Below are 18,817 nucleotides of genomic sequence, written 5' to 3'. Positions count from 1 at the left end.
ACCTTTTAATATTAGACACCAATGAAAAAAATACTCTTCTTCATAATTGCTATTATTATTTTAATGTTTGCTTATTCAGAATATAAAGAATACCAACGTTTTCATCCAGAAAATGCAAATTTAAAGGTATCTGAAACAATAGATGTAAATTACTACAATCAAGAAGTAGTTTATAATTATTATGATGCTTTAGAAGCAGCAAATAATTATATGCAAATGCAATGGAGTGCAAACGGTATTGATGTTAGAAGTCCAGAAGATGATGATGAAGAAACTGCTTTAGCTGTAGCCGAATATGGAAAAAAAATTGCTAAATTAAATTATTTTAAAGCTGTTTTGGAGCAATCTAAAACTTTAAAAAGTGAAGGATTAAGCAACAACGATATTAAATTTTTTGAATCTGAAGGTGTTTCTATTGCAGAATACAATAAAACTAAAGCTGAAGAGGATTTTAAAAAAGAAATACTTAGTATGTTACCTCAAAAACCGTTGTATTCTGGAGAAAAAAGTGTTTTTGTATATGAAATGCAAAAGCTTTTAGTAAAAAAAGGTTTCGATATTTCTGTAGATGGTGTATATAAAAATATAACGTCTGAAGCTTTAAAAAGTTTTGAAGAAAAGCAAAATTTGTTTCCTGATGGAAAAATTGATGTAATAACGTTAAAAGCTTTGCTTAACTAGTATTCTTTTAATTCCATAGTTTCACCATCAAACACTCCATAAGTGTAATAACTTATCCAGTCTCCTAAATTTATATATCGAGATTTAGAGTTAAGAGCGATATCTAAAGGCAAATGTCTATGTCCAAACACAAAATAATCTCTGTGTTTGGTTTCTAGTTTTCTTTTACAATATTGTACTAACCACTCTTTGTCTTCACCTAAAAATATAGCATCATCATCTCCAGAAATCATTTTGTTTTTAACCGAAAGATACTGTGCTATACGCATACCAAAATCTGGATGGAGCCATCTGTATAACCATTTAGATATTGGGTTTGTAAACACTTTTTTCATGCGTTTATAACCTTTGTCTCCAGGACCTAATCCATCTCCATGGCCAATAAAAAACGTGGTATTATTGAAAGTATACTCTTGTGGGTTGTGGTAAACAGGAATGTTTAGTTCTTCTTCAAAATAACCATTCATCCATAAGTCGTGATTACCAACAAAATAATATATAGGGATTCCAGAATCACTAATTTCGGCAAGCTTACCAAGTGTTCTTGTAAATCCTTTTGGAATAACAGTTTTGTATTCCATCCACATATCAAACAAATCACCTAAAAGGAAAATTACTGCTGCATCTTTTTTTATTTCATCTAACCAGGCTACAAATTTTTGTTCGCGAGGCAAAGACTGCTCTTTTGTTGGAGCACCAAGATGATTATCTGACGCAAAATATATTTTTTTTCCTTTTGGAATTTGCATATTAATTAATTTTCACTCGCATACCACTCTGCATAAGAACTCTCTGTTTCTTGTAATTTTAGCGAGTGTAATTGAATATTTTCTGGTAAACGTTTTTTAATTTTTTTAGCAAAATCAATAACCATCATTTCACTTGTTGGTTGGTAATCTACTAAAAGTACGTTATGACCTCTGTTTTGTAGTTCTCTTGCTAAATCAACGTGTGGTGTATTTTTGTTAAAAACAGTTGCATGATCGAATACATCAACAATCTCTTCTTTAACTATTTTTTTTAAATCTGAAAAATCAATAACCATCCCAAACTTAACATTAGTATTATCGGAAATTGGCTGCCCAAAAACAGTAACAGACAGTTTGTAGCTGTGACCGTGAACATTTTTACATTTTCCATCGTACCCGTAAAGCGCGTGGCCTGTTTCAAAAGTAAAAAGTTTAGTTATTCGAATGTTTCCCATTATCTGCGGTTTTTATATCTATTATAAACGTAAATTATAATGATAATAAAGGCTAGTACAGCAAAAAAACCACTACCTCCTAAAAAGTTTAATATTTCCATGTTATTTTTTTTAATAAGCCTAAGGCTCGCGTCAAAGTTAATTCTTTTGTGATTGCGGTAAAAATTCTTTTCTAAATTTTATGATTAAAGGAAATCCGCGAGCTATAATCCACAGTGTTAAGGCAATAAAAATACCATTTAATTTAAAGTTGTAATAATCTAAAATAAATAACGCAGGTAGGAAAATAGCAAAAGTTGATATTAATAATAGATTTCTTAAATCTGCCATTTTGCCTAAACCCTTAAACATACCATCAAAAATAAAAGCTAACGCACATAAAGGTTGCATGGCTAATACAATCCAAAAAATACTATAAAACTGTTTTAAAACTTCTGGTTCCTTTATAAATATATTACCTATTGAATAATAAAAAAGTGCTCCCAATACTGCCATAAATAACCCAATTAGAATACCATATTTTATTAATCGATTACTTAAAGAAATAAGTTTTCCATATGCTTTTGCGCCTAATAATTTACCAGAAAGAATATTTCCTGCACTTGCGTAACCATCTATTAAAAATGCACCCAAAAACCATATGTTTATTGCTATTGTGTATGCTGCAATATATTCTTTACCATAGCTCGTGGCATATTTTGTTGCAAAATATAAAGTAACGTTTAAAGCTATAGTTCTAACAATTAAATTTCCAATCATTAATAAAAAACGATTCATTTCTTTATTTAAAGGTAAACGAGCAATTAAAGGAATGTTTGTTTTTTTAATTAAATATAAAGCCGAAAGTACAGCCATTATCAATTGAGATATTACGCTAGCATAAGCAGCTCCATGAATATGCATAGCAGGAACGATATTAGCCACACCGTAAACTAAAACATAGTCTAATATAATATTAGAGCTTGCTCCAATTATTGCTATTACCATTGGATAAAAAGTGTTTTGAAGGCCTCTAAAAGTGCCAAAAACAGCAATGGTAAATAGAGTAAAAGGAAATCCGAAAACACGAATTCTATAATAGTCTATGGAATATTCTAAAATTAGATTTTCTGCATTGTAAAGCTTAAATATAGCTTCTGCAAATGGATAGGTTGTAATAATAATTATTATACTTAACAATGTAATTATAAAAATTGCCTGAGCAGGAAGATTTTTAATTTCATTTAATTTATTAGCTCCCAAATATTGAGAAACAATAGAGGAAATTGCACTACGTGTTTGGCCAAAAACCCAAATTAACATAGATAAAAAAGTAGATACAATACCAACAGCAGCAAGAGACTCTGTAGCATTAAATTCTATATTTCCAACAATTGCCGCATCTGTTAAAGACAATATAGGCTCTGATATACCTGCTATAAGAGCAGGAATTGCAAGCTTATTAATGTGTTTAATACTAATATTAGAACTCAAATTAATCTTAATTTAATGACCATGCTAATGTCGGAAGATTTACAACAAAAATAGTGCTTTGGTAGACTAAAAAAATTTATTTAAAAGGTTATAAAATGTCCTGTATTAATACTTAATAGACTTAAAATAATATTATTTGTTACTTTTGCTGCAAGAAAAACATTTAATTATATGTTTTATATTAAAATAAATCATATTTTTTAAAACCAATTTATATTAGACTACGTATGTACGTAGCATGTTCAGCTTTAACAATCCCTCTACACATAAGTTGCACTTTATTTTTTTGATTACTAACCCAAATCAACTGGAAAATGTGTCGAGTAATATTACTTATTTTTTGCTTGTTTTCGAGTGCGCTATTCGCTCAAAACACGCCATTTAATCCTATAGAAAGTAAAGGTAAACTTTACGAATACGCTTTGTTTGCTAAAGCTGAAAATCCAAATTTAACTATTGAGGATATAATTAGTAACCAAAGTGATATTGTATATAATCCTCTAACTAGCGAAAACCAAAGTGTTGGCTTCTCTTCAGACGATTACTGGTTAACTTTTAGTTTAGAAAATACAACTAATCAAGAAAACACTTACTATTTAGAAACAGCTAGACCTGCTACAGATATCGCTAATCTATATCAAATAAATAATAACGACATAAAACATTTTAGTAGTGGAGATGCAATACCATTTAAAGATAGGCAAGTTAAACACCGTAAAACTATTTTTAAAATAATTTTACCTAAGAATAGCGAACAAAAGTTTTACATACATTTAAAGAGCGATGGAGAAACTTTAAATTTACCTCTTACTCTTTATTCACCAAATGAATTTTGGAAAGTAAACTATGCAGAACAATTATTTTTAGGTTTCTTTTATGGATTATTATTTTTAGCCTCATTAATTTATTTGTTTTTCTTTACAAGCTTATCTAACAAAACATTTGTTTATTATAGTATATATGTTTTTTCTATTGCTTTAATGCAAACAGCGTTAGATGGTATTATTTTTCAATATCTATTGCCGTTTGGAGGTTATTTAAACGATAGAGCAGTTTTAATAGCAGCCCTTTTTTCTAACTTTTTTCTATTAAAATATTGTGAGCATTTTTTAAAGGTTAAGTCTAGAACTAAACTAATAAAATACGCTTTTAAAGTACTTTATGTAGTAGTTATTGCATTAGGTTTATTGTTATTTATTAACGACAAGACAAAGGAATTGGTTTACCCAATTAGTAATGTAAATGGTTTATTAAGTTTAATATTAATACTTGTAACATTATTTTATTTACGTTATAAAAAATATAAAATAGATTCATTTTTTTCAATAGGTATTTTTTTCTTAGTTATCGGTTTAATGGGATTTGTAATGAATAATTTGAGTTTATTACCTAATAACTTTATTACAATGAACAGTGCAAAATTTGGTATCTCATTTGAGGTAATATTTCTATCACTTTCTATGACTAATTTAATTAGAGACTTGAGGTTAGAAAAGGAATCTTCTCAAATTGATGCTCTTAATAAATCTGAAGAAATTAGCGAACTTAAAAGTTATTTTATGTCTAATATTAGCCATGAGTTACGTACTCCAATTAATGCAATTATGGGTATTGCTGCAGATGAAATGGATAAAAATTTAGATAATGAAAGTCAGAAAAATTTTGAAATTATTAAGCATGCCTCTTTAAGTTTACTAAGTAATATAAACGATATTTTAGATTTTGAAAAAATTGAAAAAAAAGAATTACAATTAAGACCCAATCCTTTTAATCCTAAAGAAGCTATAGAGCAGATCAGTAATAATTGGCAACGTATGGCAGAGCAAAAAGGATTAAAATATAATATTAATGTTAGCGAATCTATTCCTTATAGTGTTTTAGGCGATTCAGAACGTTTTGTACAGGTTATTAATAATGTTTTAAGTAATGCGGTTAAGTTTACTAGTTATGGTACTATTAACTGTTCTGTTATAACAACTAATACACCAAACGGAAATACCAATTTTAAAATTGATATTTCAGACACTGGTGTTGGAATTGATGTCGATAAAAAAAATCATTTGTTTAATAGTTTTGGACAAATGCGACTAAATAATAAGCGACGATTTGGTGGTGTAGGTTTAGGGTTAAGTATTGTTAAACATTTAATAGGTTTATTTGAAGGAGAAATTAATATTGATAGCGAACTTGGAAGAGGAACAAAGGTTTCTATTTCAATCGACTTTAAAACATTAGAGGAAAGCCAACCAATAAAAGAACCTGTTCAAGCTAAAACAAAAGGAAATGAACTAAAAGTTTTAATAGTTGAAGATAATGAGTTAAACCAAATGATAATGAAAAAGATTCTTACAAAATTATCTATAACCGATTTTAAACTAGCGGCAAACGGAAAAGAAGCTTTAGAGTTATTAAAAAATAATGTATTCGATATTATTTTAATGGATTTACAAATGCCAGTTATGGATGGTTATGAAACTACAACCATTATTAGAAATAATCCTCCATTTAGCATTATTAAAGATATCCCAATTATTGCTGTTACTGCTGACGCAACAGAAACTGCCAGACAAAAAGTTATTGCTGTTGGGATGAACGATTATATAACAAAACCTGTTAATAGAGAATTGTTATTTAGAAAAATAAATATGCATAAAAGCAGTGTATTAAAAATTGCTTAATTGTTTATAAAATTAATACTCTTATCTACTACTTGTTTTAACTCTTTTGGCATTGTACTATTTAACCAAGGATGTTTAGTACTAAAAACATGATCGCTGTTTTCTACAGGAAACAATTCGCTATGTTTACTCCAATTATGTAACATTTCTGCCTCATTGTACTTTATAGACTTATCATTTTTAGCATGAATTATAAGGTGTTTTATTTGTAGCGATTTTTCAGATTTTTCAATATTTAATCGTTCCTCGTTTGCTTTAAAGTTTTTGTAAAACTGATAATTATGAGGCATTTGCTGTTTTGTCCTTCCGTTTAAAACATATTTTACACCTAGTTTCTTCCATTCTTCTAAGTCTCCAATGGTAGAAGTTCTTTTGCCAAAATCACTTACACTTGCAAATGTTATAAGTTTTTTTATTCTGGCATCTTCAGCAGATTTAATTATGGCAATGCCACCACCTCGCGAATGACCTATAACTACAATATTATTAATGTTAATTTCATTTTTATATTCGTAATCATTGGCTAAAAAATAATTTAATATAGCGTCTAAATCGTCTAATTCTTTAGTGTAATTATTTTCAGCAAATGCATTTAAATCTGGAAAATCTATTGGGTTTTCTATAGTTCCTCCATTATGCGAAAAGTTGAACTTTACAAAAAATAGGTTAGCATTCATAAAGGCCTCTGCCATTAAATTCCAGCATCCCCAATCTTTAAAACCTTTATAACCATGACAAAAAACTACAAGAGGTTTTTGTTTTTCTGTTTTATTAAAAAAAGTGTCAAAAACAATTGGTTTTTGATTGTTTCTGTTTAAAATTTGATTTTTTTTAATCATTATACTTCTTTTTCAACAAAATTAATTTCTGGATTACATATCTCTATTATTAATTTTTTTAACTCATTAAAGTAGCTATTTAAGGTTTCTTGAGTAATTAATGAGTTTTTTTTGCCACCTTTTTGTGTAAATTTTATAAAACCAGAATTAAGGTTTTTAAAAGAAATTATTCCTGCTTCAACAGGAAAATTTAGAGGCTTTAAAGCGTTCATCATATAAGCATAAGCTAAAATTTGAAAACTTTTACTGTATTTTTTATAGTCTAAATTTATGTCTTCCCAGTTTGTTATAGATACTTGATTGTTGTTTACTTTACCAGTTTTATAATCTATAATTCTTGTAATACCATTATATAAATCTACACGGTCTACTGTTCCTTTTAATTTAACATTAAAATTTAATTCCGGAATATTTAATGGGACTTCTGTTTTTTGTTCTAAAGCTAGAATTTTAATGGTATTTCCTGCTTTTAAATCTTCTATTTCTAAATTTAAAAAATTTTGAACATAGCGTTTTGCAATTTCGAATATAATTAGGTTTTTACCTTTGCTCATATCGCCTTCAGCATAAGTTTTTTTAAAGAACATTTCAATATTAGACTCTATTTTAGGCATCATATCTTTAATATCTTCAATCTTTAGTTCCATATTAATATATGGCTTGTAAAGTGCTTCTAATGTATCATGAACAACTGTACCCATGGTATTTGCGGCTACGGTTTCTTCTACTTCTTCTATATTTTTTATACCTAATAAACTCTGGTAATAAAAGTCTAATGGGTTTCGTATATAATTTGTTAAAGATGAAGGTGAAAACCCTCTTTGTGCAACTTCTTTAAGTTGATTTATTACAGTTTTTGTTTTTACTATTTCCTTTAGTTTATTATTAAATCCTGGAACTTTAGGAGTAATAATTTTATGATTAATTTCATGAATGTTTTCAAGTTCTAATTGGTTAATAAATCTACTTTTTTCTCCACCGGTTAATACATCAACTTCAGTGTTGTAGAGAATAAATATATTTTTTGCACGTTGCAATAACCTGTAAAAATGATAGGTGTATACAGCATCTTTTTCTTTATATGTTGGTAGTTTATTTTCAATTTTAATATCAAAAGGAATAAAAGAGTTATTTGTTTTACCTGATGGTAACACACCCTCATTTACACTCGAAATAATTACGGTTTCAAAATCAAGAACACGAGATTCTAACATTCCCATTACTTGTAAGCCTTGTAAAGGCTCACCTTTAAAGTCTAATGTTTCGCTACTTAAAAGTTCGGTATAGATACTAAATAGAGCAGAAATATCTTGTATATGTTTATAGGTATTATTTAGCCTAAAAAGCTCGTTAAAGAGTTTGTTAAAACGAAATAAATATTCTAAAGATATTAAGTTGTCTTCCTTATTAGTAGATAGGTATTCTTTTACTTTGTTAATTATTTTAAAACAATTTTCAATTGCTTTGTTTGCATCATCTTTCCAAGGATTAAAAATAAGCTCTATAAGGCTAGCGTTGTTTTTAGCATATTGTTTAATTTCTGAAACATTTAAGTATACGAGGTTATTTTTTTTTATAGTATCTATTACTATTGAGGCTGTATTTATTGTTCCGTTTAAAAATAAGGGATTAATAAATTGATGAGATAGCAGACCAATAATGTCTTTATAATAATATTTTTCTGATGCTTTTTTGTGTACACTAAATAATTGTTCGAATAGCGATGCTAATGGTATGGAACTTAATGGAAAGCCCATGGTAATATTTAATTTAGAAATAGATTTTGGGACAGAATTTAGTATTGGAATTAATAAATTTTCATCACCAAGTACTACAGCAGTACTTTTTAAATTTGGATTTTTAGTTTCTAATTTTTTTAAAATAGAGCCAATGGCTTTTGCTTGTCCTATGTTTTTTGGGACACCTAATACCTCTATATTTTTATTGTTTTTGTAGTGTTTGGTAACCCAATTAAAAGGATGTTTTTCAAAATGTTTCCATTTGGTCTTGTGAGCTCTAGTAAATAATCCTGCATCGTGAATTTTGTTTTCTATAAAGGTTTCATCTATATCCCAAAATATCTCTGCTAAATTATTTTTTAAAAGTTCTTGAATTATAGTTTCTTCTGCAGTATTTAAAGCATTAAAACCTAAAAATATATGCTTACGCTTTGTTGAGGTACAGTAATTTTGAATATTTTCAACGGCTTCTCTGTATATTAAACCTTGGTAGCCAGTTTTTTTAGCAATTAAATTTTGGGTGTAATGTTTATAGTAGAGTTTTAATTTGTTCCAAAATTTTAAATAGTTTTTTATAACTTCTGTTTTGTCGTTTCCTACAGACCAATGATCCAATTCTTTTACTGCAGCTAAGTAATCGAATATTTGGTTTTGTGGTATAAGATAACGGTCAATTTCATTAAAGTCTTGAAGTAGTATTTGTGCCCATTTAGAAAATACTTCAAAGCTTTCTTGCTCTTGTTTTGGAGTTAAAGCTAAATAAGTATTGTAAAACTCAAATAATAACTCTGTATTGTTAATAGTTGTAAGTTCTGCTAATTCTTCAACAAACTCTTCAATACTAATAATAGTAGGAGAGAATATTGTTTTTTTTACAACAGCAGATAGTTCTTGCCTTAAAAAAACTCCTGCACGTTTACTGGGTAAAATAAAGTAAAGGGTAGATAAATCTTCTCCTTTATCTTTAAGACTTTCTAATACATCGAAAATAAAACTCTTCATTGTATAAAAATAAAAAACGCTTCGGATAACCGAAGCGTTTTTAATAACTTATTTAAAAGTATTGAGAAACTTATTTTTTAAGTTTAATCTCAGTACGTCTGTTGTTAGCTCTACCGTTTCTTGTAGCGTTAGAATCTACTGGGTAATCTTCACCAAAACCGTAAGCAGTTAATCTATCTTTAGAGATACCGTTAGCAATTAAGTAATCTCTTACTGCGTTAGCTCTTCTTTCAGATAATAATTGGTTAGAAGATTTAGCTCCTACACTATCAGTATGACCTTCTAATGTAAAGTTAGAATCTGGGTATTCTTTTAAAATAGCTGTAATATCTTGTAATGCAGAGTAAGCTGATTTTTGGAAGCTTGATTTTCCTGTATCGAATAAGATAGTTCTAGCATAGCTATTTAATTTGTCCATAACTTCTTGAGTTGGTTGAACAACTACTTCAGGACAACCATCGTTAGCAGCAGTACCTACTTCTTTAGGACATTTGTCAACATTATCAGTTATACCATCTCCGTCTGTATCTGGCCAAGGGCATCCGTTGTTTGCAGCTGGTCCAGCTTCGTTAGGACATTTATCTTTAGCATCTGTTACACCATCAGCATCAGCATCTGGACAACCATTTAAGCTCTTAAGACCTTTAACAGTAGGACAATCATCACTACCATCTACAACACCGTCACCATCAGTATCAGGACATCCGTTAAACTCAGCTAAACCAGCTTCGTTAGGACAAGAATCTTTAGAATCTTCGATTCCATCACCATCAGTATCAGGACATCCGTTGAAAGCTTCTAAACCAGCAACTTCTGGACATGCATCGTTTTTATCAAATATACCGTCACCATCAGTATCAGTTCCTCCAAACTTAACAGTAAATCCTGCAGTATGTTGGAAGTGAGTATCTAAATAATCTTCAAAAGAATGCTTGTACTTAGACTCTACAGAGAAACCAACGTTATCTGTAAACCAGTATGTTAATCCTAAAGAACCGTTTAAAGTTCCAGCACCATTATTATTGTTTCCACTAATTCCATTGTTGTTATAAGGACCTTCTTCAACCCAAGTATAACCACCACCAACTCCAACAGTTGGATCTAATCTTCCACTATTAATTAAGTTTGATAAGTGATATCTTACGTTACCATCTAAAGCATAGTAATTTAAGTCTCCTACAGGTGCGTCTCCATAATTCTCTATTTTGTTGATAGAACCACCAACTTGTAAAGAAAAGTTGTTACCCATATACTTAGATACAGATATTGTAGATAAAGATGGAAGAACGTTCCAATGATCTCCTACGTTAAAAAATTCGTCGAATGTAGCATCTGCAGAAGGGAAACCTTCGTTAGTTGGGTAGAAATCTACTGCGTTAATTCCAAAATTAATAGCCCAAGGATTGTCTTGGTCTTGTGCATTCACATTACTAAAACTTACTACAAGTACTAGAGTGAATAATAATCTGCTAAGATTTTTCATATTCAAAAATTTAATTTTTAAGTGTTAATTAAAAGCAAAAATAAGTTGTTAAACATTATTAACAAAGACAAATATATAAAAATATTGATTATTGTACTAAAATGTTAAAATTAATAATGGTTATTTAATAACCTCAAGAGTTTTTCCAACCTTTATAAAAGCTTCTATAGCCTTATCTAAATGGCTTATTTCGTGAGCTGCAGATAGTTGAACTCTAATTCTTGCTTTTTCTTTAGGAACGACTGGAAAAAAGAAGCCAATTACGTAAATTCCTTCATTTAATAACATATTTGCCATTGTTTGAGATAATTTAGCATCGTAAAGCATTACTGGAACTATTGCTGAGTCTCCATCTATAATATCGAATCCAGCAGCTTTCATTTTTTCTTTAAAATAATTGGTGTTTTTTTCTAATTTGTCTCTTAACGAAGTGTCATTTTTAAGCATATCGAATACTTTAATAGATGCACCAACAATTGCGGGAGCTAATGAGTTAGAAAATAAATATGGTCTAGATCGCTGGCGTAAAATATCGATAACTTCTTTTTTAGCTGTAGTATATCCACCCATTGCACCTCCCATTGCTTTGCCTAAGGTTCCTGTAATTATATCGATTCTGCCTAAAACACCTTTATCTTCTAATGTTCCAATGCCTGTTTCGCCTATAAAGCCTGTGGCGTGACACTCGTCAATCATAACTAATGCATCATACTTATCTGCTAAATCACATATTTTATCTAATGGTGCAACTAGTCCATCCATAGAGAAAACACCATCTGTTACTATTATTTTGTGTCTTGCTCCGTTTTCGTTAGCTGCAATAAGTTGTTTTTCTAAATCTGCCATATCGTTATTTTGGTAACGATAACGAGCTGCTTTACATAAACGAACTCCATCTATAATGGAAGCATGATTTAAAGAGTCTGAAATAATAGCGTCTTCTTTACCTAATAATGGCTCAAAAACACCACCGTTAGCATCGAAGGCTGCAGCATATAAAATAGTGTCTTCTGTACCGTAAAAATCTGCTATTTTTTGCTCTAATTCTTTATGTATGTCTTGAGTTCCACATATAAAACGAACAGAGCTCATACCAAATCCATGAGTGTCCATAGCGTCTTTTGCAGCTTGTATTACTTCGGGATGTGAAGATAAACCTAAGTAGTTATTAGCACAAAAATTTAAAACAGTTTCACCTGTGTTTAAAGTAATTTCGGCACCTTGTGGAGAAGTTATTATACGTTCTTCTTTATAGAGACCATTGTCTTTAATGTCTTGAATTTCTTGTTGTAAATGTTGTTGTATTTTACCGTACATTTTTTTAGTTTTTTAGATGATTTTTCAAAGTTATAAAGAATTAATTATAACTTTTAATGGTTATGTTTTTATTAATGTAAAGAAGTATTTTTTTAGTTACTTTAAAATTCATTTCCTCTAAAACATCTTGGTAGTCCTGTAGTTGATGTTGATATTTAGGGTTGTGCAATCCTGTTTTGTAGTCTATAATTATAACTTCGTTTTTACTATTTATTACTAGTCTGTCTGGCCTATATAATTTACCTGTTTTAGAAATAATGTCTCTTTCGTTATAAACAGTATTGTTTCCAGAAAAATAACTTTTTAAATCTGGATGATTTATAATATTAAGTATGGAAATTTTTAAATGTTTTGCCTGAGTGTTATCTATTATACCATCGTTTTCAAAATTTTTAATTGCAGAATCTACATCGCTTTCAGTTTTAATATGTTCCATTATATCATGGACTAAATTTCCTTTTTCTAATGCATCTTCTTGTTTGGTGTCCCATAAGTAACCTGAATTGGCAATTACTTTAATATTATGGTCCTCTTTAGCTGTAGAAATAAATTCTTGCTGCTCTATAGTTTTTATATCTTGTTCTTTTTTTATGGTTTTGGGTTTTAAAGGTGAGCCAAAACTATAAATGGTTTCATTCTCATTCCATTTATTAATATGCATTAAATAGTCTATTAATAATCCTGAATACGATTTTAAGTTTAAATCTCCTTTTGCATTAACATCTTTTTTGCCAATTATATATAGTTGTTCTACTGGTCTTGTTAATGCAACATATAATAAATTTAAACTGTCTAATTCTAATTCAGCTTGATGTCTAGTGTAAATGGCATTGCCTTCCTCACCGTAATCTTCAAAGGCTTTGCTATAATTTAATAAAGCGTATTTAAAACCGTTGTAATTTTCAGGATTTAATGCAAACCATTCTTTAGGTTCAATATCTTCATAAATATTAATATCTGCATAAGGAAATATAACAACTGGAAATTCCAAACCTTTAGATTTGTGAATGGTCATTATTTGTATGGCATCTTGTTCTTGAGGAGATACGATACTTAGTTTGTCTTTTTTTAAATTGAAATATTCTAAAAAGGAACTTAAATCTGATATGTTTTTTTGTGAGTATTCTAAAACGGTATCTAAATAAAATTGAACATGAGCGTTAGAAGTTTCTACTAAATTGAAGTGCCTAACCACTGTTTCTGCTAAATCGAATAAGCCTTGTTGTATTAACTCTTTCGGGTTTATAAAGATATTAAACGCTTCAAAACTTTTAAAAAAGAGGTCTAATTCTAAAAATAAATGATTTTTAAAAAACTCATGTTTGTCTTCTACATTAAATTTTTCAGCTAAAAAATCTAAAATATTTACTTTGCATTCTGTATCGTTTGGGTTTATTAAAACCGTGAGGACATTGTTAATAAGCTGTACTTCTGGCGAAATATTAATTAACATAGTGTCGCTAGATGTAATTTTTAAATTTTCGCTACTTAAAAATTCTGCAATAGCAATACCATGTTTTTTCTTTCTAACAAGAATACAAATGTCCTTTAAGGTATATCCTTTTTCTAGACAAGAGTTTACAGTGTCGAGAACATGTTGTGTGTAAACAGTGTCCTTATCATCATCTTCATCTTTAAAGTCTATAAAACTTAAATTTACATAACCTTGTTCTTTTTTAGATGGTTTTTGGTATGATTGTGCATACAAATTAGCATAATCTTCTTTACTAAGTGTTGCTTGCGAAGAAATATGTTTAAATAAACTATTATTAAAATTTACAATTGTTTCTAGACTTCTGTAATTATAATCTAAGTTTTTAACGTCTTGCTCAATATGAAAAGGTTTAGCGTTTTTGTTAAATAGGTCCATAAATTGTTCAGCTTTTCCGCCTCGCCATCTATAGATTGCTTGTTTAGCATCACCAACAATCATAGCAGTGCCTTTTTCTGCTTTAATATTTTCGCCAGATAAAGTATTATCTATCAACGGTGTTAAATTTTCCCATTGCATTTGCGAGGTGTCCTGAAATTCGTCTATAAAATAATGTTTAAATTTCTCACCCATACGCTCATAAATAAAAGGTGTGGGCTGTCCTTTTATTTCTTTACTAATAATGGCGTTAAATTCGCTAATTAGCATTTTATTTTCTTCAGTTTTAATGTCTAATAACTCTTTGTTAATAAAGGTTAAAACAGAAAGAGGCGTTAGGTTTTTGTAAAATGCTTTTAAAAATTTATGTTGATATACTGATTTTTTTATAATATGAAAAAGTATTTCAATTTCTGGTAATATTCTATCGATTACAGATGATTTAGATAAGTCTAATTTTTTATTATAAATACCTTTATTTATGGCTAAGTTGGTTTCTAGTTTATTATCATATATTCTATTGAAATTTAAAGTTTTAACTTTAATAAAATGATTAGGTAGTGTATTTCTTGTAAAATCTGAATGCTCCAATCCATTATCTGCTATAAGCTGAAGTGCCAAATCAGCAGACTCAATAATTTTTTTTTCAGTTATTTTTATTTCAGAAAACAATGTTTTCTTCAAAATTGAAAAATCTTCTAATTTTTTGTCATTTAAAGTTTTTACAAATTCTAAATCACTTTCTTTAGTTAATAATTTAGCAATTTTATTAAAGTCTAAGGCAACGTCCCAACTTTTATCGTCGTCTGCTTTTTCAATAGCAAAATCAATTAATATTTTAGTTAATTCTTTATTTGTTCCAGCTTTAGCAATTAAACGGTCTACAGCTTCATTTAATAAGGATTCTGTGTCTAATTCTACTTCAAAATTAAGAGGTAATTTTAAATCGTGAGCAAAAGTTCTTATTAATCTGTGGTTAAAACCATCTATAGTTGCAATATCGAACGCAGCATAATTATGCATAATTGTGTTTAATATTGTTTCAGATTTTTCTTGAAGTTCCTCAGGCTTCAATTTTAAATCGTTAACAATGTCTGTAAACATTGGATGCGGTTGTTTTAAATTTTCAATTTCAGAAAAATGTTTTAACATTTCTAAAATACGTGCTTTCATTTCACCAACCGCTTTATTGGTAAACGTTATGGAAAGAATATTTCTAAACTGATAATTTCCAGAAGCTGAAAATAAAATTTTAAGATATTCTTTAACTAGAGTAAAGGTTTTTCCGCTTCCAGCAGAAGCATTATATACTTGAAAAGAGGAGTTTGAAGACATTAGTTAAATTTGTTTACAAGATAAAAACATTTCTTGTCAAGACTGTTTAAATATCTTTTTTTTCGAGAAGAAAATAAATCAATTTAAACTATGTTGTTAAAGTATTATTAAAAGAGCCGAGTTAATTTGCCTTAAATTTTTAATTGATTTGTTAAAGTGTTAAATTTACATACAAAAGATTATTAACAAAAAACAAATAAAATTATGGCTTTCGAATTACCGAAATTAGGATACGCATACGACGCTTTAGAACCAAATATCGACGCTCGTACAATGGAAATACATCACACTAAACACCACAACGGATATACAACTAAGTTAAATGCTGCAATTGAAGGTACAGATTTAGAAGGAAAATCTATAGAGAACATATTAAGTAATCTTGATATGGATAATAAAGCAGTTAGAAATAATGGTGGAGGTTTTTATAACCACTCATTATTTTGGGAAATAATGAATCCAGAAGATAAAGGACGTTTATCTGGTGAATTAAAGGATGCTATTGAGGCTGCTTTTGATTCTGTAGATGCTTTTAAAGATGCATTTAGTAAAGCTGCGGCTACACAGTTTGGTTCTGGATGGGCTTGGCTTTGTGTACATAAAGGTGGTAAAGTAGAAGTTTGCTCTACTCCAAACCAAGATAACCCACTAATGCCAGGTGTAACTTGTGGAGGTACACCAATTTTAGGATTAGATGTTTGGGAGCACGCTTATTATTTAAACTACCAAAACAGAAGACCAGATTATATTGATGCTTTTTTTAAAGTAATTAACTGGAACGAAGTAGAGAGACGTTATGCTTTAGCTAAATAAGCAAAACATATTATATAATAAAAAAAGAGCTAGTTTAAACTAGCTCTTTTTTTATATTCTTAAATTTAATTATTTACTTTTTAGATACAATTAAATAAACAGGAAAGTGGTCGCTATAACCACCTTTATAGCGTTTACCAACATAGGTTCTGTATGGAGAACCTTTATATTTTCCATCATATTCTTTTAAATAATCTTCATCAAAAATATTTGCTTTAACATAGCGAAGAGCATTTTTCTTGCGTTCGAAAAAATTATGGGTAATTAAAAACTGGTCGAATAAATTCCATCTATGGTTATGGCTAGTTGTACCGCGATCTAAAGATAGTAACGTGCGCATTGGATTAAAAAGACCATGACTTTTTTCTAAAGTTTTTACGCTTTCACTTTCAGGATCATCATTAAAGTCTCCCATTATAACAACCTTAGCATTTGGACTTTTTAGTTTTAACTCATCAATAATTTCTGTTACTTTTTTAGCGGCTTTTAAGCGTTTGTGTTTTGTTTCTACATCTCCAGTTCTTCTCGAAGGCCAGTGATTTACAATTAAATGTAATTCTAAACCTTCAAACAAGCCACTTACTAGTAAAATATCTCTAGTTAAATCCTCTACACCAAATTCATCAATAAGTTCTAATTTATAGCTTTTAGAATAGGCTACGTTAAATACAGTATCGTCATATAATAGTGCTACATCAATACCACGCTCATCTGGCGAGTCGTAATGTACAAATTTGTAATTATAATCTTCTAAATGCTTAGAGTTTACTAAGTCTTGTAAAACAGCTTCATTTTCAACTTCGGCTAATCCAACAATTGCAGGATGCCTTTTTACATCGTCTTTTCCAATATTAGAAATTACATAACCTATTTTTCTAAGTTTATTTTTATAGCGTTTTATACTCCATTTTTTTTCAGAACTTGGAGTCATATCACTATCTCGAGTTAGCTCATCATCATAAACATCAAAAAGATTTTCAATGTTATAAAAAGCTATAGTGTGGCGTTTTTCTTTAGATTTAAAGAAGTTTAGTATCAAATTAAAAAAATTTATAGAGTTAAAAATAGAAAAATTATTCTGCTTTCATTTATGTAACTTTGTGTTTTAAAATTATTTATGCTAGAAAAAAAAGATATAGAACTAGAAAGCGCTGTAATTATAGGTGTTGTTACTAAAATTCAAGACGAAGACAAATCTAAAGAATATTTAGATGAATTAGAATTTTTAACATTCACAGCAGGCGGAGATGTTAAAAAACGATTTACCCAGAAAATGGAAATGCCAAATCCTAAAACCTATATTGGTACTGGTAAAATGGAGGAGGTTAGAAAATATATTCACGATAATAATATTGGTACCGCTATTTTTGATGACGAATTATCTGCATCACAAGAGCGAAATATTAGTAAAATTTTAGAATGTAAAGTTTTAGATAGAACCAACCTTATTCTAGATATTTTTGCACAACGCGCGCAAACAAGTTATGCAAGAACTCAAGTAGAATTAGCACAATGCGAATATTTATTACCACGATTAAAAGGAATGTGGACTCACCTCGAAAGACAAAAAGGTGGAATTGGAATGCGTGGACCTGGTGAAACAGAAATTGAAACAGATAGACGTATAGTTCGTGACCGTATCTCTTTACTTAAAGATAAAATTAAGGTTATAGATAAGCAAATGTCTGTGCAACGTGGTAATAGAGGTAAAATGGTGCGTGTAGCTTTAGTTGGTTATACCAATGTTGGGAAATCAACCTTGATGAATACTATTAGTAAAAGTAAAGTATTTGCAGAAAATAAGCTTTTTGCAACTTTAGATACTACAGTTAGAAAAGTAGTTATTCAAAACCTACCATTTTTATTAAGTGATACAGTAGGTTTTATAAGAAAACTACCAACGCAATTAGTAGAAAGTTTTAAAAGTACTTTAGATGAGGTTCGTGAAGCAGATTTGCTCCTTCATGTTGTAGATATTTCTCATCCAAATTTTGAAGAGCATATTGCTTCTGTAAATAAGGTTTTAGGAGAAATAGACAGTAGTAATAAACCTACTATTATGGTATTTAATAAAATTGATGCCTATAAAGCAAAACCTTTTGATGATACAGATTTAATAGCAGAAAGAACCGAAGAGCATTACAGCCTTGCCGAATGGAAAAAAACATGGATGAGTAGAGTAGGCGAAGATAACGCCTTATTTATCTCAGCATTAAACAAGAAAAATTTAGAAGACTTTAAAAAACGTGTTTACGACGAGGTTAGAGATATACACGTTACACGTTTTCCATACAATCATTTTCTATATCCAGATTATGATTATGACAATATGGGAGAAGAAGAATAAATTAATAAGGGCGTTACCTAAAGGTCAGGCTATCCG

The 18,817-nt window shown here is 29.3% G+C and carries 13 protein-coding genes; 4 read left to right on the top strand and 9 right to left on the bottom strand.

Going from position 1 to position 18,817, the window contains the following annotated elements; genetic code table 11:
- Positions 1–21 precede the first annotated feature (21 nt).
- The gene (locus CLV86_RS08595; RefSeq protein ID WP_121051636.1) at positions 22–681 is read left to right on the top strand and encodes a peptidoglycan-binding domain-containing protein; all 660 of its coding nucleotides are present in this window, start codon (positions 22–24) and stop codon (positions 679–681) included.
- Here the strand turns inward: CLV86_RS08595 and CLV86_RS08590 are convergent.
- The 3 genes from CLV86_RS08590 to CLV86_RS08580 all read right to left on the bottom strand — a co-directional run bounded on the left by CLV86_RS08590 (position 678) and on the right by CLV86_RS08580 (position 3,358).
- Positions 678–1,430 (bottom strand): UDP-2,3-diacylglucosamine diphosphatase, encoded by a 753-nt coding sequence (locus tag CLV86_RS08590; protein ID WP_121051634.1) that lies wholly within the window; start codon positions 1,428–1,430, stop codon positions 678–680. The genes CLV86_RS08595 and CLV86_RS08590 overlap by 4 nt on opposite strands.
- A gap of 5 nt (positions 1,431–1,435) precedes the next feature.
- Positions 1,436–1,885, bottom strand: coding sequence for a 6-pyruvoyl trahydropterin synthase family protein (locus tag CLV86_RS08585; RefSeq protein WP_076731469.1), 450 nt, complete (start codon positions 1,883–1,885; stop codon positions 1,436–1,438).
- 138 nt (positions 1,886–2,023) lie between these two features.
- Positions 2,024–3,358, bottom strand: coding sequence for an MATE family efflux transporter (locus tag CLV86_RS08580; RefSeq protein ID WP_121051632.1), 1,335 nt, complete (start codon positions 3,356–3,358; stop codon positions 2,024–2,026).
- A gap of 314 nt (positions 3,359–3,672) precedes the next feature.
- Between CLV86_RS08580 and CLV86_RS08575 the strand changes: the two genes are divergently transcribed.
- Positions 3,673–6,036 (top strand): hybrid sensor histidine kinase/response regulator, encoded by a 2,364-nt coding sequence (locus CLV86_RS08575; protein WP_121051630.1) that lies wholly within the window; start codon positions 3,673–3,675, stop codon positions 6,034–6,036.
- Here the strand turns inward: CLV86_RS08575 and CLV86_RS08570 are convergent.
- The 5 genes from CLV86_RS08570 to CLV86_RS08550 all read right to left on the bottom strand — a co-directional run bounded on the left by CLV86_RS08570 (position 6,033) and on the right by CLV86_RS08550 (position 15,621).
- Positions 6,033–6,875, bottom strand: a complete 843-nt coding sequence (locus CLV86_RS08570) for an alpha/beta hydrolase family protein (RefSeq protein ID WP_121051628.1) — start codon at positions 6,873–6,875, stop codon at positions 6,033–6,035. The genes CLV86_RS08575 and CLV86_RS08570 overlap by 4 nt on opposite strands.
- Positions 6,875–9,616: a PD-(D/E)XK nuclease family protein gene (locus CLV86_RS08565; protein ID WP_121051626.1), complete on the bottom strand. Its 2,742-nt coding sequence runs from the start codon at positions 9,614–9,616 to the stop codon at positions 6,875–6,877. The genes CLV86_RS08570 and CLV86_RS08565 overlap by 1 nt, the downstream gene beginning before the upstream one ends.
- A 70-nt stretch (positions 9,617–9,686) precedes the next feature.
- A complete protein-coding gene (locus CLV86_RS08560) occupies positions 9,687–11,099 on the bottom strand; it encodes an OmpA family protein (protein WP_076731464.1) in 1,413 nt (470 codons plus the stop codon).
- Between the two features lie 120 nt (positions 11,100–11,219).
- Positions 11,220–12,416 carry a glycine C-acetyltransferase gene (gene kbl / locus CLV86_RS08555; RefSeq protein ID WP_121051624.1) on the bottom strand — a complete coding sequence of 399 codons (1,197 nt, stop codon included), beginning with the start codon at positions 12,414–12,416 and terminating at the stop codon, positions 11,220–11,222.
- 40 nt (positions 12,417–12,456) lie between these two features.
- Positions 12,457–15,621: a UvrD-helicase domain-containing protein gene (locus CLV86_RS08550; RefSeq protein ID WP_121051622.1), complete on the bottom strand. Its 3,165-nt coding sequence runs from the start codon at positions 15,619–15,621 to the stop codon at positions 12,457–12,459.
- A 204-nt stretch (positions 15,622–15,825) separates the two neighbouring features.
- On the opposite strand from CLV86_RS08550, the gene CLV86_RS08545 reads away from it, so the two are divergent.
- Positions 15,826–16,434 carry a superoxide dismutase gene (locus CLV86_RS08545; RefSeq protein ID WP_076731461.1) on the top strand — a complete coding sequence of 203 codons (609 nt, stop codon included), beginning with the start codon at positions 15,826–15,828 and terminating at the stop codon, positions 16,432–16,434.
- Positions 16,435–16,507: 73 nt separating this feature from the next.
- Here CLV86_RS08545 and CLV86_RS08540 read toward each other — a convergent pair whose 3' ends face one another.
- Entirely contained in the window at positions 16,508–17,473 is a 966-nt protein-coding gene (locus tag CLV86_RS08540) for an endonuclease/exonuclease/phosphatase family protein (protein WP_121051620.1), read from the bottom strand.
- A gap of 78 nt (positions 17,474–17,551) precedes the next feature.
- On the opposite strand from CLV86_RS08540, the gene hflX reads away from it, so the two are divergent.
- Positions 17,552–18,781 carry a GTPase HflX gene (gene hflX, locus CLV86_RS08535; RefSeq protein ID WP_076731459.1) on the top strand — a complete coding sequence of 410 codons (1,230 nt, stop codon included), beginning with the start codon at positions 17,552–17,554 and terminating at the stop codon, positions 18,779–18,781.
- The last annotated feature ends 36 nt before the right edge of the window (positions 18,782–18,817 follow it).

Origin of the sequence: Lacinutrix venerupis (assembly GCF_003663945.1) — a bacterium.
GTDB classification, from domain to species: Bacteria; Bacteroidota; Bacteroidia; order Flavobacteriales; family Flavobacteriaceae; genus Lacinutrix; species Lacinutrix venerupis.
Note: the sequence above shows the minus strand (reverse complement) of the source record. Positions and strands in the feature narration are given on the sequence as shown.